The organism is Bartonella kosoyi (assembly GCF_003606325.2).
GTDB lineage: Bacteria > Pseudomonadota > Alphaproteobacteria > Rhizobiales > Rhizobiaceae > Bartonella > Bartonella kosoyi.
The window spans coordinates 1511422-1535071 of the sequence record NZ_CP031843.2 but is presented as its reverse complement, the minus strand read 5'-3'; the positions used below and the strand labels follow the sequence as shown (position 1 = coordinate 1535071).

Sequence of the window (23650 nt, the reverse complement as noted above, 5' to 3'; positions counted from 1 at the left end):
GGAAGGTACGTTTTATAGCTCAGCACGTTGGAAAATGAATAACCATTCCTATAAATATTTTTCTTTATTTTTTTTATTTTTTTTTCTTTTAAAAAAAATCATCATAATTTGTAGGATTACAAAGACTAAAAATAATATCCCATGAAATAATGGTACAAATGGCTGATCAACAAAATTGGAATAATAAAGTGTTATTATTTCAATCAATGCTGCACTACACCATAAAATAATACCCCATAATGAATACATCCACAGTCCAATCAAGGCAACAGGATAAAGAATAGCCAATATCGCTGATGCAAATTGCCACTGCCAAGGCATAAGATCAAAACGCCATAGAACACCTGGAAAGACACCAACTAGGCGTATCCAATACAAAATACTCAAGCTCAAGCAAATAAACGCCAAAAATCGTAAATAACAGTTATAAATTAAGTTGATTTTTGAAATCCGTTTGTGTGAATTATTTTTCACAATAATAGCTCTTGTTCAATAGGTTGGAAGTAAGAATTGACCATTTCATCTGTTACATTTGAAAGTTTATCTGGTTGCCACTGAGGTGTTTTGTCCTTATCGATTAACATAGCCCGTATCCCTTCATGAAAATCATGTGCATTAATCATATGATGTGCAATGCGGTTTTCAATTTTCATACAATCTTCCAAAGTTTGAGCTGTATTTTGTCTCATTTGTTTCCAGATAACTTTTAAACTTATCGGAGAACGCGACTGCAAAATATTATAACATTCTTTAGCAAATAAAATACCTTCATTACTTTTTTTATGAAGCAATTCAAGACATTCTTCTAATGTCTGGGCACTAAAACAAGTGTTAACAATACAGCGTATTTCATGACTCGTTTCATAGTCTTTTGTAATTGCGTGCTCATTTAAAGCTAAAGTAGGATCTCCCTGCTCAATAACTGCTTTCCTAATCATATCGAACTTAACTTCAGGAACGGCATGTGTTGCTAATCCTAAATTTAAACAATCTCCCCATCTGATACGAGCCCCAGTTAATGCAAGATAAATGCCAAAATGATTGGGAAGAGATGGTAAGAAAAAACTTGCACCAACATCTGGAAAAAATCCAATCGCAGCTTCCGGCATAGCAAAAACTGTATTTTCTGTAACAATTCGATGTGAACCATAGAGAGAAATGCCTACCCCTCCTCCCATCCAAATACCGTTTAAGAAAGAAATGTAAGGCTTTGAAAAACGTTTTATATAAGCATTTAAACTATATTCATCCCTAAAATATTGATAAGCAGAAGCACTTCTCCCCATATGATAGATTTCTACAACATCTCCACCAGCACAAAAAGCACGCCCCTCCCCTTCAATTAAGACACAAGAAATATTATTATCTGTTTCCCAGGTCTTGAGAGCTTTTTTAAAAGCGGAAACCATCCGCCCATTAAGAGCGTTTAATGCTAAAGGGCGTGAGAGTTTTATAATACCAGCACACCCTGCTTTCGTAAAAGAAATATCATTACCTGCTCCAAAATCAATTTGCATCTCACACCCTTCTTAAAAAAACAACTAGTCTATTGTTTTTTTTATACTTTTTGCCCCAAGTTGAGGAAATATTTGCATGATCGCGCCAATACAATATATATAAATTCCTGTTATTAAAATCCCTATTTTAACCCAATAGGGTGCCTCTAATTGATAAAAGAAAGCCACAACACCAAAGAAACACCATAAGAGAAAAATTGGAAAATTAATTCTCCGTAAACGAAGGACTCTTACAGGATGGATGAAATAAATTGGCAAAAAAGATATAATGGCCGATAAAACAATGATGATAAAAGTAATCCACTCCTCTGGTCTTACGACAAAAAGTGTAAAAACCATCATATTCCAAACAACAGGAAACCCTTTAAAAAAGTTTTCTTTGGTTTTCATACCCGTATCTGCATAATAAATAGCTGATGAAATAACAATGATTGCACTCAATGCAAACGATAACCCTACCCCCATAAAACCACTTTGATAGAGGGCAAAAGCGGGAATTAAAACATAAGTTACATAATCAATGATATTATCTAACAGCTCTCCAGACCATGTTGGAAGGATGTATTTAACATCAAGTTTGCGCGCAATTGGTCCATCTATACCATCAACGAGAAGTGCAAGCCCAAGCCAACAGAACATAGCTGTCCATTCTTTTTGAGAAGCCGATATAAGAGAAAGAAACGCTAAAAATGATCCCGAAGCTGTTAGTAAATGAACAGAAAAAGCCTTTGCTTGTGGCATTGTTACTTTTTTATGGCGTAATAATTTAGCGTTTGTTTTAATTTTCTTTGTTAGCTTACGTTTCAAGGCTTTCTTATCCTCGTTTTTAAAGTCTTCATCCATCTACCAATACGCCATTTTTACCCATGATATGACTTAGCGTAAAAAAATCATAAAAAGGTTACTTTTTTATATCGCATTATTTATTACATAATATAATAGAAGAGCTTCGTACAATAAAAAGAGAGCAATTATTTGGAAATGTTAAAATATTTGCTCAATGAGAAAAGGCTCAACGCGTTGTGATACTTGAAAAGAAAGAATATAAAGCTATTACTGTTATTGGTGCAGGTCCTGTCGGGATGTTAGCCGCATTGAGGCTTGCGCATAAGGGGATTTCTGTTTTTCTTATTGGCCCCCCTGCTCTTACAGATGAGTTACGGACAACAGCTCTTATGATGCCTGCAATACGCACGCTCCAAAAACTTAATGTTTGGAATAGTCTTCAAAAAAAGGCTGCAGCTTTATCGTCCATGAGAATTATCGATATAACTTCTAGGATTGTGCGTGCACCTACGGTGCATTTTTCTTCTGCTGAAATTGGTGAAAAAGCTTTTGGCTATAATATACCCAATGTAGAATTGAACAATGCTTTAATCGATGCTGTTACACAGACGCCTAATGTTAAAAGATTTGTTTCTGAAGCTAAATCTTTTCATCATACAAAAAGCCATGTCTCTATTACTCTTTCTGATGATAGAGTCATTCAAGCCCCCCTTGTTATTGCGGCTGATGGACGGCACTCTCTTACGCGTGCGGCAGCAGGGATAACTGTCAAACAGTGGAGCTATCCACAAAAAGCTCTTGTTCTCAACTTTTCTCATGAATTTTCTCATCAAAATACATCAACTGAATTTCATACAGAACATGGTCCATTTACACAAGTTCCGCTCCCTGGGCGAAGATCCAGTCTTGTATGGGTTGTTCACCCTTCTCGTGCTGAAGAATTATTGAATATAAAATCAAAAGAAATTACAAAGATTATTGAAAATCAAATGCAATCAATGCTTGGAACGCTAACCTTAGAAACATCAATTCAAGCATGGCCGCTTTCAGGACTTCTCGCTCATCATTTTGCTGCGAATCGAACGATTTTGGTGGGTGAAGCTGCTCATGTTTTCCCCCCTATTGGAGCACAGGGATTAAATTTAGGATTTCGTGATGTTCAAACTTTGATTGATATTTTACCCAATCAAATATCCGATTCTAACTCTGAAATGATTGTTACACAATATAACCAATACCGTAAGCCAGATATATTCATCCGAAGTGGAGCTGTTCATACCCTTAACTCTGCTTTACTTTCTCATACGTTGCCTGTTCATATCATGCGCAGTATTGGGCTTGGTCTATTACATAATTGCTCACCATTACGTAATTTATTTATGCGCGAAGGAATGTATCCCGGTTATGGTTTCAAGAAAATGATGCAAATATTTCCAACAAAATCGCCCAAACAACTTTATTGAGAAATACCGGATAATAACGCAAAATAAATACTCATTTTGTCTCTAACTTACTTATGCAAATAAAAACCATTAATAATTACACATAACGTATAAACACCCAAAAGGAATTATTTCATTCTTTAAGAGATAATATAATTCAAAGCTTCTTTACCAGTTTTGTAAAAATTCATACTAGAATATTCATTCTATTGATTTACACGCTTGTTTTAAAGTAACATCTTCCACGTAAACTCGTTTCACAATAGCGCCTGCATTAATAGTATAGATAGAAAACTATTAAACACTATTATTTTTACGCTTATGACGGTTGCAAATCTGTACACTTCAGAACTGTTTGTCATCCTTTAATGTTCTAGAGCTTCCTTATATTTGAGATCATTTCTAAGAGCTTATATTTGAGATCATTTCTAAGAGACTTTTTATTCCTTTATAGCTTTGTACTCATACACCAGATTCTTTGAGTTCGTATCATAATATATGTATAATTAATATTTCTACATCTCATATTATCTAAAAAACACTCTATATATTTAGTTTATTGATATGAAATATTTTAAAAATATAATATATATTTCTTATAATCCTCTATAAAAACTTCAAAATTATAGATAAAAAATAATAAAAAACAGTTTTATTTACTCAATAAAATTTCATTTTTTTATTAAGTATAATATTAAAAATAAAATCATCTTGGGAACCAAGTTAGCAATACAACGGTTAATGAAGTGTTGTTTCAACAGAGGTGACAATATGAAACTAAATAACATTTTGAAATTAAGTGTTTTTTTTATGATGATTGTATGTGTTTCATTGATCGTCACTACTTCAATCAGTGAAGTTTTTCATCTTCCTTATTGCCAAACCTTTACCTATAGCACTACTCAAAATGTCACTAAAATAGGTCAGAATTCATTTACTGCTTCACAAGTTAAAAATTGTCTTATGCAAAATGGTTTTGAGAACATTAAACGATTGCGTTTAGATGACAAAGGCATTTGGCGTGCTTTAGTAAAATTTAAAAAGTCTCATTTTTTCGTATCCGTTGACTATTCAGGAACAATTAGCATTCAAAATGAAAGAAAAAAGTATGACTGATTTTAAAACTTACAGCAACGTTTCTATTCATCGTTTCAAGAAAAAGTTTTTCAAAAAGTGCTATCACTCTATTAAAGAATTTGCTTTTATTGGTGGTTTAAATGGTAGCATCTCAGGAGCAATCGCAACCACTCTTGCTACTTATGGTTATATTGCTCTTCCAGGATTTGGTCCATTTATCGCAATGGGTGCAGGAGTAGCACTTTCTGCCGGAACGATAATAGGAGCGCTAATAGGATTAGGAATAGGAGGGAGTGTCGGTATATGCTGTATTGTATGGGAAATTTATATGAATCATAATAGTTCTTTCTCTTTATAAATTTCACAATGAATAGAAAACTAAAACTGTAGTCATTTTTTCTATGAACAAAATATTAAAATTATCAAGAAATTATAGGATCTTTTTTTGGCTAAAATGATCATCATATTATTAGCTAACTTATTAAGATTAGTTGATTAATTCATTATTATACCTCAAAAAAATATATTTTTTTAAGCATCTCTTGAAGAAAAATAAGCGAGATATAATTATCCGTCTATAAAGGCTACATTTTTTATAGATCAAAAAATGAGAGTTATGTTCAGAAATATATAAAATATACTTTAATTTATTTATTCTTTATAAAAAATAATATTTCTATGTAGTTTATTTTTATTAAAGTTAATTTTAGGATATTTTTATGTATTTATTAATATATATTACTACAAAAGTATTTTAATTAAGTTTAATTTTATAAATTAAATTTATTTAAATTAATTATAAAGGTATTTTATGAAAAAAATATTATTCTCATTATTCGTTTTTATATCATTTATAATATATAAAAACTCTGCATTAGCACTATCAACAAAAGTAAATATTTATAAACTAGAAGATAATAATTCAAAAAAGGCTATTGGTAGCATTAAAATCGAAGAAAACACATACGGTTTGATTTTTATCCCTAATTTATCGACTTTACCAGAAGGGATGCATGGTTTTCATGTACATGTAAATCCTTCATGTGATACAAAAGATGGCGTAATTGCTGGAAGCGCAGGAGGACATTATGATCCTGAACATACCGGAAAACATTTAGGACCTTATAATGTCGATGGTCATCTTGGAGATTTACCTGCACTTTATGTTGATAAACAAGGATATGCCACGATGAGCGTTCTTGCTCCACGATTGAAAAAAATCTCTGAAATTACAGGACGCTCATTAATCATTCATTTAGGGGCAGATAATCAATCAGATAAACCATTACCCCTTGGCGGAGGTGGTGCACGTCTGGCGTGTGGCGTTATTGAATAAATAAAGAGGGTATTATGGTAAGCCGTATCGTATACACTTCCTTTTAACATAAAATGTGATAGAAATTTATTTTTTAGGCCCATTTCAAAAAGTTAAGTAACCTATGAAAATGTTTCAGAAAGTCATATTTCTTTTTGAATCTTTAATATAGATGATAAAGCACTTAACAGTAATCGAGACTAACAGAATAGCAGTATAAATTCTTCATAAGAAAACTTTAGTATGAGGAAACAATATTTTTAATTGCTTGATGCGTACGCAAAAATAAAAAACCTTTAAACAATAGAGTCCTTTTAAAATAACCTTCATGGCCCCATATGATCCCAATCGGATGGATGCATCTCACCGGTTTGATAAAATTGACGAATGAGCTTAATATAATGAAGAAAGTCTTTGTTTTCCTCCACTAATCTATTAGCAATATCCCAATCAATATCTCTCCGTTCTTTAGCAGGAATTATGATCTCACTCTCTCGGAAGCATTTTCCTTGTCAAGTCTTATAAATCCAATTCCATGCAAACTTGAAAGCATCCGAAGTTCTTTTAATGTATCAACACCTTCAACTTCATTAGCCACTAAATAACTAAAATTAGCCCATGAAGAATTGCTAACCGTTTGAAAAAATGCTTTTCGTAAATTTGAACGATTGATGAGAATTTTAATTTCAAAAGACCAAAGCTTCGTCTTTTTATCAAAATATTGCAAAACGCAGTCTTTGATTTCACGATCCCATTCTTTACTTAAATCTTGTATTCCTACGAGATCTGGATAAAGCCATTTATTCCCACCCGAACCATGTTTATTATGGGAACATTTTTCATTAATGCGCTTGCTGTAAACTGCAAGTTCTGACCATAAAAATTTAGATAATAATGGATAAAGATCATGCTCTTGAACAGAACCATCTTTTGTTCTACCCTCTGCATTGTCCTCTACTGCATCAACTTCAGCCCTATCTGTTTGTTTGGTAAAATAATATTGCCGTGGTCGTCCTTCAGTGGTTTTAATTTCTGGATAACGCTTTTGTAACTGAGGTCGCTGAGATCCTATTTCAGCGACAATTTGCTGAATAAGAGCTGTGTCATTCTTAAGAGGAGCGATTGTTGCCGTTGACCGCTTTTGTTTTTGGCGGCATTTTTCTGGATAATTATCAAATATCCATTGAGCAATGTCTCGAGCTGTAAATTTTTTTGTCGGATTTTTCTTTAAAAATTAAAAACAGTGTTTGTTAAATTCAAAGTCATATCACCCCCTTTTATCCTCTGGATATTTCATTATATTCAGATGTTCCAAAAGAAAAAACAACAAACTGTTTAATTTTTTTGAATTTATCACTATAAACTTAAGGATTTTTTTATATAAAGAAAGCAAGATTGTATTTTTATCAAAATTTGTAAATGAGCTGTAAATCCCCATAAAAAAGCATAATCTTGTATAACTTTTCTATACATTTTTCATTTTATTTTAATGTTTTAGAAAAAAATAATAACTTTCTTATTTAAGAAATCCCTAATATTTTTAAATTAATGATGCGATAGTACAAAAAATTAAAAATAATATTCAAATATTTGATCGAGCCTCACATCCGTCAATTAAAAAACTTATGTGTTTTATTTTGAAGCAAAAAGTTATGGGCTTTCAAGTATAGATTCTGAAATAGTAAACTCTGCGCATAAACCTTCAAAACTACTATTAGCTTTAATAGCATCATGGGGAATAAGAACATAATACCATTTTTTACCGCCATAAGTAGCCGCATAGCGCGTTGCATGACAACACCATTGAACTGCAGCTTCTCTCTTTTTTAAAACAATAACGTTTTGTATTTCAGAGGTTTTTTTAGGCTCACAAAGATATTTAGCATCTTTCGTTTCTACCACAAAGTCCGGTTCATAAGTTGATCCTTTATCATATTCGATCTTGAAAAACCCCCGCGCGGGTTTCATCCATTTCAATACTTGCGCATCATCCTCTAATATTTGAGCAAACCGTAATTCCCCTTCTACTGAATCAAACTTTTGCAAAGGGTAACAGCATTTTCTAAAGCCGCTGAATACAAGTTTTTAATATCGCTTTTAATGGCAGGAATACTCCGAAAATCAACAGGAGATGTCCCTTGTGGCAATACATAATGGATAGGTGTTAAAGTTGTAAAACCTCGTGTCACTTTAACTTCATAATCTTTTTGTGTTTCCCATTGATGTTCTCTTAATTGTGCAACAATAAAATTATTAAGTTTATGCTGATAGTGAATTAATACATTCTCAACAGCCGCATCATTGGGTAAATAAGATCGGAAATGCTCTACCATTTGACTAGCTAATTTTTGTAATAACAGCGTATGGCTATCATAATCGATAAAGTCATTATCAATTAAACAACGAATGATATAATTTTCAAGATGAGGCTCTTTGATATATTCATTCTTAGAAGTGAGAAAAATGCTTTTATGTGTCCGCAATTCTCGAATTAAAAGCTCTTTACTAACAGGTTGCAAGTTTAAGCTTTCTAGATTTTTCAAATCAAAATCAGAAAAACCATAAGTAACCTCACGTGAAGGTACGAGTACAATATTGGGAATATCTATCATCAATTCTGGTAATTGTTTTGTCAGAATTGTAACCACTTTTGACACGAGAGACTTTTGTGCTAGCGGCATAGTACTCATAATTTTATTGCTCATTTTTTCTTGTATCGATGCAGAACAAAGCATTTGAGAACTTGGTAAGTTATCATTCTCTTTGATAATATTCCACGCGATAACAGCAATTTGTTGCTCTTCGGGCGTCAATACAGGGGAATCTGTATTCCGTAATACGATATTTTTTAGATCTGATGCTCTATCTATATCGCAATAACGCGTTCCCGCCGTTTGCATAAATAAAGCTTCTGCTCGACTTGGAACCGTCGCTATATCCGACTTTTCAGAGGATATATCACCTCCTATTCCAATCTCAATATGCTTTTTTATAATTGAGTTTGGATCGTTTGCACGATCAATAATATCCTGGAAACGATCATGTGCAATGATTGTTAAACGATCAATAGATTCTATACCCGTCCTACATCCATAAGGCAAACGCAATCCACGCCCAATAGTTTACTCTGTTAAAATTTCTGAAGCCGATGCACGCAAAGGTACAATCGTATAGAGATTGGTAACATCCCACCCCTCCTTTAATTTATTAACATGAATAACAATTTCTGTTGGTTCATGAGGGTCTTCAATCGCAATAAGCTTTTGAATATTTTGATCTTCTTCTATATTTGACTGCTTTGTATGAATCTCTAAAACTTTTCCCTTATAAGCCCCTGCGAAAAAATCATCTGATTCCAATAAATTACGCAATTTCTGTGCATGATTTGTATCTTGAGCGACAACTAAAATAAAAGGTTTAACAAACTTTTTGTTATAATCGTTGGCATAAGCGATTAAATCTGCTTTCACGTTTTCGTGTGCAAGAATTGCATCTTGTAATTTAATATATTCTAATTGCTCAGATGTATAATTTTGAGGTTGAAAGTCTTTACGTGTAGCAACCGCAGGCTCTTTTACAAAACCATCCCTCATAGCCTCTGCAAGTGAATAACTGTAAACAACATTTTTAAAATCTACAGATTTTGCCCCTATTGTTTTTGGTGTTGCTGTAAGCTCTATTCCTAATATAGGTTTTAACTCATTAATTGCTGCCGCACCAGCAGAAGCACGATAACGATGTGCCTCATCCATTAACAAAACTAAATCAGGAAGATTTACGAGATAATCAAAATAACTTTCGCCAATCGCTTCTTGTAAGCGTTTAATGCGCGGAACACTAAATTTTAGTGCACCTTTTTTATTATCCGTTGTATTCATTTTAGAAATATTAAAAATATTGATAAAGGCTGTATCCCTATTTTCAAAAAAACGCTGTTGTCCGTGATAATGGTGTTCATCAGCACGAATACCTTTACCAGTTTCATAGTCTTCACCTGTAATAATAACGGGTCTATTTGCAATGAATTCACTCATTCCACTGAAAACATACTTTGAACTTTGTGGACTAAAATCCTGTTTTAATTTTTCATAAATAGTCAAATTTGGCGCTAAAACAAAAAAATGACGACTACGTCCTGTTAAATAAAGATAGCTGATAAAAGCGCCCATAAGTCGTGTTTTTCCAATACCCGTTGCTAAGGCAAAACAAAAAGAAGGAAAATTTTGTTCAAAGTCTTGTACAGAAGGATAGAGATTTTTTACCAATTCTAATTCTGCAACCAAATCAGCACTTTTAGAAAGCTCTATATTTTCTAAGATGTTCACCAAAATATTTAACGATTCACGTTGAGGCTCACGCAACGATAAGCGAGCAGAAACCCTTTTTTCAACAGTGTTCATGAAAAACTCCGCTTTTTTATATATTATCCAAATAGATCTAATTCTTCTTGCGTATCATCTTTATCTTTGTTGCTTTCTTTGACGTCAATCATTGGTTCAAGATTGGCGATATTTAAACTGTAATCATCCCTTCCCCATTCGCATTTTTCTAATATTGCACGGGGAATTTTAGTGAGTGTAAGATTCTCAAAGGATGCTGATTTTGTTTTTGTATCAAAGGCAGTACAACAAATTAGCAATGTGCGATGGGGCCCCACCTCTTCGCTCATAATACGCAGCTGTTCATGGGTCATGGCGCTCGTTGTAACATAAATATAATCTGTTTCCGTTGAATACCCTTGCATCCAATAATGATTTTCATCTGGTGCATAGGTAAATCCCATATGTTTGCACATGACTTCTGAAAGCATCGCAGCATTGTATTTGCGACTAATAATCCATTGTCCTCATGGATCTTTTTGCAACAGAGAAGGAGCAAGGCGATAATAACGAAATCCACCGCCACCTTGCCAATTGATACTTTGGGAAATTCCCCCTTGATCAGTTCCATCAATCACTTGTTTTAAACGAGGGATAATATGGGTGTGGCAATGTTCACCAAGTTCAATCATAATCCACCTGCGTCCCATTTTATGAGCAACAGCGCCAGTCGTGCCAGAACCTGCAAAGGAATCCAGGATAAGATCACCGGGATTCGTTGCAAGTTGTATGATGCGTTCTATTAACCGTTCAGGTTTGGGAGTTGTAAAAACATCATCAGAATTAAAAGCTTTGACTTCTCTTTTGGCATCTTGATTGTGGCCTACTTCCGTATAAGGCCAAATCGTCATTGAAACCATACCATTTTTTACTTCTGATAAAAAACGCTTCAAAGAAGGAATATTGCTTCCTGTTGGACCAAACCAAATACGATTATCTTTCAATAATTCAGAGAATTTTTTTTCACTTATAGCCCAACTTCTACCATGAGGAGGCATCACTTTTCGTCCAGAAGGTGTGATGATTTCATAAATATCTTTAGGCGTTACTCTTTTTACAGATAAATCTCCAGATTTCCAAGGACCACGCGGATCATTATCAGGATTTTTATAGCGTGCATCCATAGCGCTTGAACGAGGAAGCAAGTAAGGGCGCCAAATCGTTTTGTCTTTGGCATAAACCATTATAAAATCATGGTTATCGGAAAACCATTTTGTATCATTTTGTGGAGCATATTTCTTTTGCCAAATAACATTGTTGATGAAATTTTGGCGACCAAAAATCTCATCCATCATTACTTTAAGATAGGCTTGTTCATCATCATCAATGGATATCCAGATACTTCCATCATCCGCAAGCAAGTGATGTAACAATTCCAGCCTGTCTCTCATAAGACTGAGCCATATGGAGTGCTCTAAACCATCTTCATAATGTTCAAAGGCATTGCCTGTATTATAAGGTGGGTCGATGTAGATACATTTTACTTTTCCTGTATATTCTTGTTCAAGTGCTTTGAGTGCAAGCAAATTATCACCAAAAATAAGTTTATTATAAAAAATATCCTGCGATGATATTTGATGCGAGGCATGATAAGATTTTTCAAGATCTTCTAATAAGACATGAGGTTCTAATTTGGGACGTTCTTCTTTTCCAATCCAGGTAAGTTCTAATTTTTGTTTATTATAATGCATATGATCGTTTTTAAATCCAACTGTTTGCGGAAAACGATGTATTTGCGAACAGTATTATTAGTACCATCCGACAGCAATTTGCGCTTCTTCTGACATACACTCAGGTGTCCATGGTGGATCAAAAGTCATAGTGACTTCAACATGCGAAACCCCTTCAACAGCACTGACAGCATTTTCTACCCATCCTGGCATTTCACCAGCAACAGGACAGCCTGGCGCTGTAAGAGTCATTTCAATTTTTACTGAACGATCATCTTCAATATCAATACGATAAATCAGTCCTAGCTCATAAATATCAGCAGGAATTTCTGGATCATAAACTGTTTTAAGAGCAGCAATAATATCATTCGTCATACGATCAATTTCGTCTGCTGGAATTGCTGATATGTAAGATTTTTTATTTTCGCTTACAGTTTCAACAGATTCTGTAGAATGACGCTCTTCAACTGATTCAGCCATTAAAAAATGTCCTTGTTTCTTTCAATGCTTCGACTAATTGATCTACATCTTCTTGAGTATTATACATAGCAAACGATGCGCGACAAATAGATGTTAGACCAAAACGCTGTAATAAAGGCTGTGCACAATGGGTTCCCGCGCGTATTGCAACCCCTTTTCTATCAATAAACATAGCGATATCATGGGCGTGAATTCCTTCAATTGCAAATGATATAATAGCTCCTTTATTGGGAGAATGACCATAAATACGCAATGACTCGACCGTTTTAAGTTTTTCATGCGCATAAGCTAAAAGGGACATTTCATGCGCATGAATCGTACTACGACCTTTCTCTTGTATATAATCAATAGCTGCCGCTAATCCAATAGCTTCAGCGATAGGAGGCGTGCCTGCTTCAAAACGATAAGGAGGAGCATTATAAGAAACCTTGTCGGTTGTTACTACCTCGATCATTTCTCCTCCCCCTTGAAAAGGACGCATTTCCTCTAACCGGTGTTCTTTACCATAAAGAACACCAATACCAGTGGGACCATAAAGCTTATGACCTGTAAAGACATACCAATCACAATCGAGATCTTGCACATCAACGCTTAAATGTATTGCTCCTTGAGAACCATCAACAAGAACAGGAATAGAATTTTGATGTGCTCGCTTAATAATCTCTTTAACAGGAGGCACAGTTCCTAATATATTGGACATATGTGTTATAGCAACAAGCCGCGTTTTCTCACTTAAAGCCTTTTGAAAATCCTCAATATGCAGAACTCCATTTTCATCAACAGGAACAAAAATAAGTTTAACCCCTTTTTGTTCACGAAGAAAATGCCAAGGAATAATATTTGAATGATGTTCCATGATCGTTAGAACAATCTCATCTCCTTCCTTGAGTTTGGGCATCGCCCAACCATAAGCAACAGTATTAATCGCTTCCGTTGCATTTTTCGTAAAAACAATTTCCTCAGCTTTTTGAGCATTTAGAAAAAGGCGAACAGTTTCACGAGAATTTTCATAGGATTGTGTTGCTGCATTGGCTAAAAAATACATTCCCCTATGCACATTAGCATAACGATAGTGATAATAATTATTCATTGCATTGAGTACTGATTGCGGTTTTTGAGCAGAAGCACCACTATCAAGATAGGCTAATCGCTTTCCATAAACTTGATGATGCAAAAGAGGAAAATCACGTCGAATTTCGTCAACATTATAATTGAATGTTTGTATGTCATTTTCCATTTTTTCTCTCTTAAACATTTTTTGCAAGCCATTGACCAATGATATTCTCCAAAACATTCTGGATATTCTCTTGCTGGATGTCATCAATGAGCTCAGAGATAAATCCTTTAATCAAAAGAGCACGAGCTGTTTTAAATGGGATACCACGTGCCATGAGATAAAAAAGATAATCGTGATTAATATTCGCAACTGTTGCGCCATGACCACAGGCAACATCATCAGCAAAAATCTCCAATTCAGGCTTTGCGTTAAATTCTGCATCATTTGAAAGGATAAGGCTATTACAAGCCATGCGTGCATCGGTTTTTTGCGCTTTTTGAGCAACCCGTATTATCCCTTGAAAAACACCCACTGCCTTATCTGTAACCACATTGCGTATAATTTCGGTTGATGTCGACTTTTCTTCCACGTGACGAACGGTCATTGTAAGATCACTATGGGTTTGTCCTGATAGTAAATTTATAACGCGTAATTGAAAATCAGATTTTTCTCCCTGTAACTCAATATCGACTTCCTGACGATTGAGTTGACTCCCTATATTAATGACATAAAGTGATAATTTTGCTCCTTGAGCAAGAACGGCACGCAATCGGCCAAACTGTGTAGAATTAAAACCACGATTGCGAATAAGAATCCACGTCACCTCACTCTTAGCGGCAATATTTAATGAAAATATTGAACTGACAAAAGTATCTTGATCATTGCCAACCTGATGTTCAACAAACATAACTTGACTATTTTTATCAACTTTTATGTCTGAAAAAGTATGGGATTGTCCCCCCATTTGTATATTTTGTAATTCGATGGGTATATTTAACTTTGTATTTTCAGGAATGTCAAAAAGCCAACCATCCGTAACGAAAGCTGTATTTAACTGTCCAATAAAATCCTCATCAGAAATGTTTTGATCTATCTTTATAGAATTATCTTCTAATGCATCTGAAAGGCGTTTTACTGTAATATTGTCTAGCTTTTTTGATTGTGTCGATGTTTTTCCATTATTCATGGAAAAAACAGCGCTTTCTGAAAGCAATGTATCAACCAATCGATTGTCTTGAGCTTTTGAAAAATTACTCACAGATTTCAGTAATGTGCGTAGGTTGGTATAATGCCAATTTTCGATTTTACGAGAAGGAAGACGTGTCGTTTGAAACTGCTCAATAGCTTTCTTGCGGATTGCCCGCACAGCTTTATCACCAGGTAAGTCGTTGATAGACTGATTGAAATTATTGATAATATCTTCTTCAACCGCTAACAAGTTTTGCTGTGCCTTCATATTCAATAACCTCAAACCGCTTCCCTGATAAGATCAGCATACCCATTTTGCTCTAAATACAGCGCTAAAGATTTGTCTCCGCTTTTGATAATTCGTCCTTTATAAAGAACATGCACCGTATCAGGAATAATATAATTAAGCAGTCGTTGATAATGGGTAATCACTAAAAATGAACGTTTTGAATCCCGAAGTTTATTAACACCATCTGCAACAATTTTTAATGCATCAATATCCAAACCAGAATCCGTTTCATCTAAAACGCAAAGTTTAGGTTCAAGAAGTGCCATTTGTAAAATTTCAGCACGTTTTTTTTCTCCCCCTGAAAAACCTACATTTAATGGACGTTTGAGCATGTCCATATCTATTTCAAGCTTAGCTGAAACCTCTTTAACATGTTTTATAAATTCAGGAATTTTAAGTTCTTCATCACCACGTGCTTTGCGTTGAGAATTCATCGCAACTTTTAAAAATTCCATCGTTGCTACCCCTGGTATTTCCATTGGATATTGAAATGCAAGAAAAATACCATATGCAGCACGTTCTGCTGGATCCATTTCTAAAAGTGATTGTCCATTATAGAGAATATCACCTTCTGTTATTTCATAATCATCACGACCAGCAAGCAAATAAGATAAAGTCGATTTTCCAGCTCCATTTTGCCCCATAATCGCGGCAACTTCTCCATCTTGAACTGTCAAATTTAAACCACGAATAACTTCTGTATCGGTCCCAGCAATACGGGCGCGCAAATTTTTTATCTCTAACATCATTTAATCCTGTTCTGGCTGTTTTTTCAGATACCAATGCATACATTTTGCCTTAGCATCTATCTCTTTTTGTGATCACCATAGAAGTTATCTTTTACGTTATTTTCTACTATTATAGCCTTATTTGCATCAAGTCTTCGATTTATCTCATTAAATAAAATTATCCAACACTTCCTTCAAGGTTAATGCCAATAAGCTTTTGTGCTTCAACAGCAAATTCCATGGGAAGTTTTTGAATAACTTCTTTTACAAAACCATTGACAATTAATGCGATAGCTTCTTCTTCGGGAATTCCTCTTTGCATAACATAAAAAAGTTGGTCATCAGAAATTTTTGATGTTGTGGCTTCATGTTCAAACTGAGCTGTTGCATTTTTTGCTTCAATATAAGGAACTGTATGTGCCCCACAATCATTTCCGATTAACAAACTATCACATTGCGTAAAATTACGTGCATTTTGCGCTTTTCGATATGCTGTGACTTGTCCTCGATAAGTGTTATTTGAAAAACCAGCAGAAATGCCTTTGGAAATAATACGACTAGAGGTATTTTTTCCTAAATGAATCATTTTTGTACCGGAATCAATTTGTTGGTAACCGTTTGCAACAGCAATGGAATAAAATTCTCCACGCGCATTATCACCACGGAGTAAACAGGATGGATATTTCCAAGTAATCGCAGAACCGGTCTCAACTTGTGTCCATGAAATTTTAGAGTTATGTCCTCGACAATCTCCACGCTTCGTCACAAAATTATAAATACCGCCCTTACCCTCTTTATCGCCGGGGTACCAGTTTTGTACTGTAGAATATTTAATCTCTGCATTTTCAAGGGCAATAAGCTCAACGACAGCAGCATGAAGTTGGTTTTCATCACGTTGGGGAGCTGTACACCCTTCAAGATAAGAAACATAAGAATCTTCAGCAGCAATAATCAATGTTCGCTCAAATTGCCCTGTATTGCGTTCATTAATCCTAAAGTAAGTTGAAAGCTCCATAGGACAACGAACCCCTTTGGGAATATAAACAAATGAACCATCTGTAAAGACAGCTGCATTTAAGGCCGCATAATAATTATCCCCCACTGGTACAACGGTTCCTAAATATTCTTTAATAAGCTCAGGATGTTCAATAATCGCCTCTGAAATAGAGCAAAAAATTACACCCGCACGCGCCAGCTCTTTTTTAAATGTTGTCACAACCGAAACAGAATCAAAAACCGCATCAACAGCCACCTGCCCCGATACAGACACACTTTCATCAAACGTAGAGGGATCAGACTGTTTTCTTACCCCAGCCAAAATCTCTTGTTCTTTAAGGGGAATGCCAAGTTTTTCGTACGTTGCTAATAACTCAGGATCCACTTCGTCCAAAGATTTTGGTCCTGTATGATTTTTAGGGGCAGCATAATAATAAAGCTCCTGAAAATCAATTTTAGGATACTCAAGACGCGCCCAATGTGGCTCTTGCATTGTCAACCAACGGCGGTAAGCTTGTAAGCGCCATGTTAGCATCCATTCAGGCTCATTTTTTTTAGCAGAAATAAATCTGATAATATCTTCATTCAAACCTTTCGGCGCTTTATCCGTTTTAATTTTCGTTTCAAAGCCATACTTATATTGGTCAACATCTATCTCACGGACTTGGCGTATCGTTTCTTGTACTGCCGGCATAAATCTTCTCCATTTTTTGGCATCAAAAACCGGTAATTAACAGTCTTGTTTTTACAAGATTAAAGTTAAGCACGTTATTTCTTAAGGCTATAGGCAAAGTGCGAAAATTTCAATAAAACTTATTTTATTTTTAAAATAATTCTAATTTTATAATTTTCTCATGATGAATTTTATCCTTTTTTCTTGTTTATCATTTGAGAAAAAAACGATAGAAAATCATCAATATCTTCAGAGGTTGTCTCACGTCCTATCGAAATGCGAATGGCGCCATTTGGAACATGATACCCCATGGCTTCCAAAACTTTGCTTTGTTTTACTTTTCCTGAAGAACAAGCAGAACCAGCCGATACAGAAAAACCTTCTAAATCAAAAGCAATTTGCATCGTTTCAGCTTTTATATTTTTTACGGTAAAGTAAGTTGTATTTGGCAAACGTTGAACTTTTTTGCCAAATATTTCAATACCTTGACTTATTTTTTGGAGTCCATCTTCTAATTTATCACGTAAATATATTAACTGTTTTATTTCTGCCTTTGTGAAACAATCAGCCATTGCTGCTCCAAAAGAAGCAATAAGGGGCAATGCTTCTGTTCCTCCACGAAAGCCTTTTTCTTGTCCTCCCCCAGTAATAAGAGGAGTTGGCATGAGAAGATTACCACATGAAACAAATGCACCAACTCCTTTAGGACCGCCAACTTTATGGGCAGAAAGTATAAAAAAGTCTCCTCCTAGCTGATTAATATCCACGAAATTTTTATCGATATATTGAGTCAAATCAACAACAAGAGTGCCTCCTAAATTCCGAACAATAGCAGCTATTTCTTTTAACGGTTGAATAACGCCCGTTTCACTATTTGCAGCTTGAATAGCAACAAGAGGTAAACCTTTTGTTTTATCGTGAATCTTTAAGAGTGAGGTTAATTTATCTTGTTGAATAAGCCCATCTCGATCAACAGCAATGACACTTATCAATTCTTTAGAAAAACGCCCTCCTTCTGCAAGAGAAGGGTGTTCAGTTGCTCCAAGGTAAAGATGAGAAAATTGAACCTTTGCATTCCCCATCGTGTAAAAGGGTGTTAACAAAGTCATTGCTGCTTCACTCGCTCCAGAGGTAAAAACAACGTTATCTGGATCTGTTTTAAGATTTTCAGCGATTTGTCGACGCGCCTTTTGCAATAAAGTTTTAGCAGCACGTCCTTCCTTATGAACAGATGATGGATTACCAAATATCTCTAAAGATTCCAGTAACGCCATACGCGCCACTTTTTTGAGCGGTGTTGTTGCGTTATGATCAAAATATCGGCGTTTTATAACCATTTTACATCGCAATCATTAATCTTATGAATTGATTAAAAAAAATAGCGCAATTTTCTTGAAAAGTGCCCTTAAAAAAGAATATCTAATGATTATTTAAGAGATTCTATGGTAAAAGTGGACCAAGGTCAATGAGAGACTTTTATAGCATTTAAGGAGCATTTTATGCCAGAAATTATTTTTAACGGTCCCGCCGGTCGGCTCGAAGGGCGTTATCAACCTTCACAACAGAAAAATGCACCCATTGCGATCATTTTGCATCCTCATCCCCAATTTGGTGGAACGATGAATCATAAAATTGTCTATGATCTCTTTTATATGTTCCAACAACGTGGCTTTACAACTCTCCGTTTTAACTTTCGTGGTATTGGTCGCAGTCAAGGGGAATTTGATTATGGAATAGGAGAACTTTCAGATGCTGCAGCAGCTCTCGATTGGGTACAAACACAACATCCAGATTCTAAAAATTGCTGGGTAGCGGGATATTCATTTGGAGCATGGATTGGTATGCAGCTTTTAATGCGCCGACCAGAAATTGAGGGATTTATCTCTGTTGCCCCTCAGCCTAATGTTTATGACTTTTCATTTCTTGCACCTTGTCCCTCCTCTGGACTTATCATTCATGGTGGTATCGATAAAGTTGCCCCTCCTAAAGATGTTCAACTGCTTGTTGATAAATTGAAAACACAAAAAGGTATCATCATCACACAAGAAATACTGGAAGGGGCTAATCACTTTTTTAGTGGATATCATGAAGAACTGATTGAACGATGTGCCCACTATTTGGATAACCACATCACCAATGAACTTCTAGGCTCTCCTCCTGAAATACTTTCACTCACTTAGGAAAACATGAAAGATTTATAAAAAATCAGCAAAAATCGTTTCTGATCATAACAAAATCATTTTTTGGGACTATATTTGCGATTTTTCTAAATTTTATTTTAGGATAGCAATAAGGATAAAAGAGTGTCTTTTTTATTTACTGGTTTCCGTTAAATTCCCTTTTTAAACGTAAAAAGAGAATAATGCCTGTATTATTATCTTCATTACCAATATGTCTGGTTCTCTTGTGATATATGTCATTTATGGTAGATAAAGCATGAATGATCCATTATATAATCATCTATTATATAAAATGATTGCCCTCTTAAAAGTAGGAAATTGACTCTGTGTTTGCCTTTAAATCTGATTTTTTACACATTATGAGCGAACGTGGTTTTATCCACCAAATTTCGGATGAAAAAGGCTTAGATGATCTTTTTTCAAAAGAAACGGTAAGCGCTTATACTGGATTTGATCCAACAGCATCAAGCTTACATGCTGGAAGTCTTCTTCAGATTATGATGCTTTATTGGCTACAAAAAACGGGGCATCGCCCCATTGCTTTGATGGGCGGAGGGACAGGATTGATCGGTGATCCTTCCTTTAAAGATGAAGCACGACGACTGCTAACACAAGAGGATATTGCAGCCAATATTGATGGTATTAAAAAGGTATTTGCTAACTATTTAACATTTGGTGATCGAGAAACCGATGCTTGTATTGTTAATAATGCGGAATGGTTGTGCAATTTAAACTACTTAAAATTTTTGCGTGATGTCGGAAAACATTTTTCTGTCAATCGTATGTTGTCATTTGATTCTGTCAGATTGAGACTTGAGCGTGAGCACTCTTTGTCCTTCTTAGAATTTAATTATATGATTCTGCAAGCTTATGATTTTGTTGAACTTTATAAACGTTATGGCTTGCGTATGCAAATGGGGGGCTCTGATCAATGGGGCAACATTATTAACGGAATCGAATTGGGCCATCGTTTAGGAACACCGCAATTATATGCATTAACATCACCCTTGCTGACAACCTCTTCCGGTGCCAAAATGGGTAAATCATTGAATGGTGCGGTGTGGCTTAATGCCGATATGCTTTCACCTTATCAATTCTGGCAATATTGGCGTAATACAGAAGACGCTGATGTAACACGATTTTTAAAGCTCTATACGACATTACCCATGGATGAGATTCTTAAACTTTCTCTCTTACAAGGGACTGAAATTAATGAGGCAAAAAAGATTCTTGCAACTGAAGTTACAGCCATGTTGCATGGGCGTTCTCTCGCCGATGCAGCCGCAGAAACTGCCCGTAAAACATTTGAAGAAAAAACACTTGGAGAAAATCTTCCAACGGTTGAAATGAGTGCAATAGAATTAAAAACAGGCACTGGATTGCTCTCTCTTTTAGTCAAAGCAGGACTTGCAAAATCAAACAGTGAGGCGCGCCGTCATATTCAAGGGGGAGGGATACGTGTTAATGATCAAATAATAAAGGACGAAACACACCTTATTATTGAAAAAGATGTCACAGCAGAAGGAATCATTAAACTTTCTTTTGGTAAGAAAAAGCATATATTGATTAAACCTCTATAATCTATTGATGTCTCATTTGTTTTATAGATTTTGTATCCATGGTAGGGGTGTTTCTTGCGCTTTCTTTACTCATTTTTTATTGAATTTTTATGACAGAATAATTTTTACATGATAGAAAAAGGTCTTTGAAATCGGTGTATTCTAGAGAGTTGAAACTTTATTCCTTCTCTGTATGCTACTCATTGATCTTTTCACTCAAAAAGAAAGATAAAACATGACAAAATCAATGAAAGGGACTCCTGCTCCTGACTTTAACTTGCCACGCGATGGAGGGGAAAAAATCTGTCTTTCTGACTTTAGAGGCAAACCTGTTGTTTTATATTTTTATCCCAAAGATGATACGAGTGGATGTACAAGCGAGGCTCTTGATTTTACGAAATTAAAGACGAAATTTGATGAAATTGGTGTTGCTGTTATTGGCATTTCTCCAGACAATGTAAAAAAACACGATAAATTTAAAGTAAAACATGGACTTGATATCATTTTGGTTTCTGATGAAGAAAAAACAACCCTTGAAGCATATGGTGTTTGGGTGGAAAAAAGCATGTATGGACGCAAATATATGGGTGTCGAACGAAGCACTTTTTTAATTGATGCAAATGGAAAAATCGCAGAAGAATGGCGCAAAGTGAACGTATCTGGACATGCTGAAAACGTTTTAGCTGCTGCAATGCTTTTACATCGTAATGATGGTGTATAAATGAGGGGTATACTATACTTTTAAAAGCAACAGAATCCCTCCCCAATAGATTTTATTTTTTCAATGGATTCAGTTTTTAAAATATGCTTATTTATAAGAATAACTGATTATTTATTCTTTAAATTAATTCCTTGAATATTATGAATTTTTCTCTTTTTAGCCCCTTCTTATCTTGAATTAATCAAAAAAATACTTGCACCTGTCATAAGCAGGATTGGCTTATGAAAGAAAACTTTGAAAAAAAGAACCGAAAAAAATATCTCTTTGAATCTTTCATGTATCAAGGGTTATCTGTACGTTATAATATTAGTAAACCGAATAGCTTAAAGAAACAAAACTGCACGGATTGAAAAAGGGACATATCATATAATTAAGTAATATCCTCAATTTCCTTGTCTTTTCCATAAATACGTTGAGAAAGTGCTGCCTCTATAAAGGCATCTAAGTTCCCATTAAGGACGGATTGTGGATCAGTATTTTCAATCCCTGTACGTAAGTCTTTTACAAGTTGATAAGGTTGAAGAACATAAGATCTAATTTGATGTCCCCATCCGATTTCTGTTTTAGAAGATTCAACAGCACTGTTTTCTTCTTCTCTTTTTTTGAGCTCTTCTTCATAAAGACGGGCACGCAACATCGACCAAGCCGTCGCACGATTTTTATGCTGAGAACGTTCAGTTTGACACTGAACAACAATCCCCGTTTTTATATGTGTGATGCGAACGGCAGAATCTGTCGTATTAACATGTTGTCCCCCTGCTCCCGATGCACGATAGGTATCAATACGCACATCTGCTTCTGAAACATCAACTTCAATATTGTCATCAATAACCGGATAAACCCAAATGCTCGCAAAAGAGGTATGGCGCTTTGCATTCGAATCAAATGGGGAAATTCGTACCAAACGATGAACGCCTGATTCTGTTTTTAACAATCCATAAGCATTATGCCCTTTTATAAGAATCGTCGCTGACTTTATTCCAGCTTCTTCTCCATCATGAATTTCTAAAACTTCAACCTTCATTTCATGCTGTTCAGCCCAGCGCATATACATGCGTAAGAGCATAGAAGCCCAATCTTGACTTTCTGTTCCCCCAGCCCCAGCATGAACTTCCAAATAAGTATCATTGGAATCCGCCTCTCCTGAAAGAAGCACATCGATTTGCCTTTTATCGATCTCACTTTTAAGATTGCGTATTGAATTTTCTGCATCAGCGATAACTTCAACATCGCTTTCTTCTTCACCCATCGCAATGAGCTCAATGCATTCTTCAAGTGTTTTTGTAAATGATAAAAGACCATTGATTGAATCATCAAGACGTTGACGCTCACGCATCATATCCTGTGCTCGTTGTGCATCATCCCAAAGTGTAGGATCTTCTGCTTTTTGATTAAGATATTCGAGACGCTTTAGTGATTGATCCCAGTCAAAGATGCCCCCTTAGCAACTGAATTGCTTTTTGGATTTCATCAACTAATGTCTCTATTTCTGCTCGCATAATTTAACACCGTATTTTTTAATACTCTTTCAGGTTATGTCTCTAGCATTTTATATAAATTTAATAGCTTCTATCAGAAAATGGCACGTATTTT

General features: G+C 35.2%; 20 protein-coding genes and 1 pseudogene. 7 read left to right on the top strand and 14 right to left on the bottom strand.

From position 1 onward, the window contains the following. Positions 1–48: 48 nt before the first annotated feature. From D1093_RS06680 to pcsA, 3 genes are read right to left on the bottom strand one after another with little or no spacing between them, the layout of a single operon-like run. Entirely contained in the window at positions 49–474 is a 426-nt protein-coding gene (locus tag D1093_RS06680; RefSeq protein WP_120101519.1) for a DUF6163 family protein, read from the bottom strand. After that, positions 471–1517 (bottom strand): enoyl-CoA hydratase/isomerase family protein, encoded by a 1047-nt coding sequence (locus D1093_RS06675; RefSeq protein ID WP_120101517.1) that lies wholly within the window; start codon positions 1515–1517, stop codon positions 471–473. Before D1093_RS06675 ends, D1093_RS06680 begins: the two co-directional genes overlap by 4 nt. Before the next feature lie 24 nt (positions 1518–1541). Next, positions 1542–2360: a phosphatidylcholine synthase gene (gene pcsA / locus D1093_RS06670; RefSeq protein ID WP_120101515.1), complete on the bottom strand. Its 819-nt coding sequence runs from the start codon at positions 2358–2360 to the stop codon at positions 1542–1544. Positions 2361–2539: 179 nt separating this feature from the next. Here pcsA and D1093_RS06665 point away from each other — a divergent pair, with 179 nt between their 5' ends. From D1093_RS06665 to sodC, 4 genes are all read left to right on the top strand, one after another. Beyond that, complete coding sequence (locus tag D1093_RS06665; RefSeq protein WP_120101514.1) at positions 2540–3766, top strand: UbiH/UbiF family hydroxylase; 1227 nt, start codon at positions 2540–2542, stop codon at positions 3764–3766. 750 nt (positions 3767–4516) lie between these two features. Next, positions 4517–4861, top strand: a complete 345-nt coding sequence (locus D1093_RS06660; RefSeq protein WP_120101512.1) for a hypothetical protein — start codon at positions 4517–4519, stop codon at positions 4859–4861. Continuing rightward, the gene (locus tag D1093_RS06655; protein ID WP_425290652.1) at positions 4854–5180 is read left to right on the top strand and encodes a hypothetical protein; all 327 of its coding nucleotides are present in this window, start codon (positions 4854–4856) and stop codon (positions 5178–5180) included. The genes D1093_RS06660 and D1093_RS06655 overlap by 8 nt, the downstream gene beginning before the upstream one ends. Positions 5181–5633: 453 nt before the next feature. Then, a complete protein-coding gene (gene sodC, locus D1093_RS06650; protein WP_120101509.1) occupies positions 5634–6158 on the top strand; it encodes a superoxide dismutase family protein in 525 nt (174 codons plus the stop codon). A 457-nt stretch (positions 6159–6615) separates the two neighbouring features. On the opposite strand, the gene D1093_RS10255 is transcribed toward sodC, so the two are convergent. From D1093_RS10255 to D1093_RS06605, 10 genes and pseudogenes are all read right to left on the bottom strand, one after another. Beyond that, positions 6616–6864, bottom strand: a complete 249-nt coding sequence (locus D1093_RS10255; protein ID WP_244613972.1) for a hypothetical protein — start codon at positions 6862–6864, stop codon at positions 6616–6618. 923 nt (positions 6865–7787) lie between these two features. After that, positions 7788–10537: pseudogene (locus tag D1093_RS10595) on the bottom strand (DEAD/DEAH box helicase). A gap of 23 nt (positions 10538–10560) precedes the next feature. Next, the gene (locus D1093_RS10590) at positions 10561–10920 is read right to left on the bottom strand and encodes a hypothetical protein (protein ID WP_425290651.1); all 360 of its coding nucleotides are present in this window, start codon (positions 10918–10920) and stop codon (positions 10561–10563) included. A gap of 63 nt (positions 10921–10983) precedes the next feature. Further along, positions 10984–12207 (bottom strand): site-specific DNA-methyltransferase, encoded by a 1224-nt coding sequence (locus tag D1093_RS06635; RefSeq protein ID WP_425290650.1) that lies wholly within the window; start codon positions 12205–12207, stop codon positions 10984–10986. Positions 12208–12264: 57 nt separating this feature from the next. Next, positions 12265–12666, bottom strand: a complete 402-nt coding sequence (locus D1093_RS06630) for an SUF system Fe-S cluster assembly protein (protein WP_120101507.1) — start codon at positions 12664–12666, stop codon at positions 12265–12267. Then, the gene (locus tag D1093_RS06625) at positions 12659–13903 is read right to left on the bottom strand and encodes a cysteine desulfurase (protein WP_120102373.1); all 1245 of its coding nucleotides are present in this window, start codon (positions 13901–13903) and stop codon (positions 12659–12661) included. Before D1093_RS06625 ends, D1093_RS06630 begins: the two co-directional genes overlap by 8 nt. Positions 13904–13913: 10 nt before the next feature. Beyond that, positions 13914–15179 carry a Fe-S cluster assembly protein SufD gene (gene sufD / locus D1093_RS06620; RefSeq protein ID WP_120101506.1) on the bottom strand — a complete coding sequence of 422 codons (1266 nt, stop codon included), beginning with the start codon at positions 15177–15179 and terminating at the stop codon, positions 13914–13916. 11 nt (positions 15180–15190) lie between these two features. Then, positions 15191–15946, bottom strand: a complete 756-nt coding sequence (gene sufC / locus D1093_RS06615; protein ID WP_012231758.1) for a Fe-S cluster assembly ATPase SufC — start codon at positions 15944–15946, stop codon at positions 15191–15193. 160 nt (positions 15947–16106) lie between these two features. Then, on the bottom strand, positions 16107–17618 hold the full coding sequence (sufB, locus tag D1093_RS06610) for a Fe-S cluster assembly protein SufB (RefSeq protein ID WP_120101504.1): 1512 nt from the start codon (positions 17616–17618) through the stop codon (positions 16107–16109). 170 nt (positions 17619–17788) lie between these two features. Continuing rightward, positions 17789–18934 (bottom strand): cysteine desulfurase family protein, encoded by a 1146-nt coding sequence (locus D1093_RS06605; protein WP_120101502.1) that lies wholly within the window; start codon positions 18932–18934, stop codon positions 17789–17791. Between the two features lie 162 nt (positions 18935–19096). Here D1093_RS06605 and D1093_RS06600 point away from each other — a divergent pair, with 162 nt between their 5' ends. From D1093_RS06600 to D1093_RS06590, 3 genes are all read left to right on the top strand, one after another. Then, complete coding sequence (locus tag D1093_RS06600) at positions 19097–19777, top strand: alpha/beta hydrolase (RefSeq protein WP_012231761.1); 681 nt, start codon at positions 19097–19099, stop codon at positions 19775–19777. A 326-nt stretch (positions 19778–20103) separates the two neighbouring features. Further along, complete coding sequence (gene tyrS / locus D1093_RS06595; protein ID WP_120101500.1) at positions 20104–21357, top strand: tyrosine--tRNA ligase; 1254 nt, start codon at positions 20104–20106, stop codon at positions 21355–21357. A gap of 214 nt (positions 21358–21571) precedes the next feature. Beyond that, positions 21572–22057 (top strand): peroxiredoxin, encoded by a 486-nt coding sequence (locus tag D1093_RS06590; RefSeq protein ID WP_174767400.1) that lies wholly within the window; start codon positions 21572–21574, stop codon positions 22055–22057. Positions 22058–22427: 370 nt separating this feature from the next. Here the strand turns inward: D1093_RS06590 and prfB are convergent. Continuing rightward, positions 22428–23556 (bottom strand): peptide chain release factor 2 gene (gene prfB, locus D1093_RS06585; RefSeq protein ID WP_120101498.1). Its coding sequence is split into 2 segments (ribosomal slippage): positions 22428–23486 and positions 23488–23556, totalling 1128 coding nucleotides; the frame shifts between segments, so codons are not numbered across the junction. Positions 23557–23650: the final 94 nt, after the last annotated feature.

Excerpts from the sequence above, each read along its gene's own strand:
- sufB (WP_120101504.1), bottom strand. The coding sequence starts at position 17,618 with ATGCCGGCAGTACAAGAAACGATACGCCAAGTCCGTGAGATAGATGTT.
- sodC (WP_120101509.1), top strand. The coding sequence starts at position 5,634 with ATGAAAAAAATATTATTCTCATTATTCGTTTTTATATCATTTATAATA.
- D1093_RS06590 (WP_174767400.1), top strand. The coding sequence starts at position 21,572 with ATGACAAAATCAATGAAAGGGACTCCTGCTCCTGACTTTAACTTGCCA.
- sufD (WP_120101506.1), bottom strand. The coding sequence starts at position 15,179 with ATGAAGGCACAGCAAAACTTGTTAGCGGTTGAAGAAGATATTATCAAT.
- D1093_RS06625 (WP_120102373.1), bottom strand. The coding sequence starts at position 13,903 with ATGGAAAATGACATACAAACATTCAATTATAATGTTGACGAAATTCGA.
- D1093_RS06630 (WP_120101507.1), bottom strand. The coding sequence starts at position 12,666 with ATGGCTGAATCAGTTGAAGAGCGTCATTCTACAGAATCTGTTGAAACT.
- D1093_RS06675 (WP_120101517.1), bottom strand. The coding sequence starts at position 1,517 with ATGCAAATTGATTTTGGAGCAGGTAATGATATTTCTTTTACGAAAGCA.
- D1093_RS06660 (WP_120101512.1), top strand. The coding sequence starts at position 4,517 with ATGAAACTAAATAACATTTTGAAATTAAGTGTTTTTTTTATGATGATT.
- D1093_RS06600 (WP_012231761.1), top strand. The coding sequence starts at position 19,097 with ATGCCAGAAATTATTTTTAACGGTCCCGCCGGTCGGCTCGAAGGGCGT.
- D1093_RS06605 (WP_120101502.1), bottom strand. The coding sequence starts at position 18,934 with ATGGTTATAAAACGCCGATATTTTGATCATAACGCAACAACACCGCTC.
- D1093_RS06655 (WP_425290652.1), top strand. The coding sequence starts at position 4,854 with ATGACTGATTTTAAAACTTACAGCAACGTTTCTATTCATCGTTTCAAG.
- sufC (WP_012231758.1), bottom strand. The coding sequence starts at position 15,946 with ATGTTAGAGATAAAAAATTTGCGCGCCCGTATTGCTGGGACCGATACA.
- D1093_RS10590 (WP_425290651.1), bottom strand. The coding sequence starts at position 10,920 with ATGGGATTTACCTATGCACCAGATGAAAATCATTATTGGATGCAAGGG.
- pcsA (WP_120101515.1), bottom strand. The coding sequence starts at position 2,360 with ATGGATGAAGACTTTAAAAACGAGGATAAGAAAGCCTTGAAACGTAAG.
- D1093_RS06635 (WP_425290650.1), bottom strand. The coding sequence starts at position 12,207 with ATGCATTATAATAAACAAAAATTAGAACTTACCTGGATTGGAAAAGAA.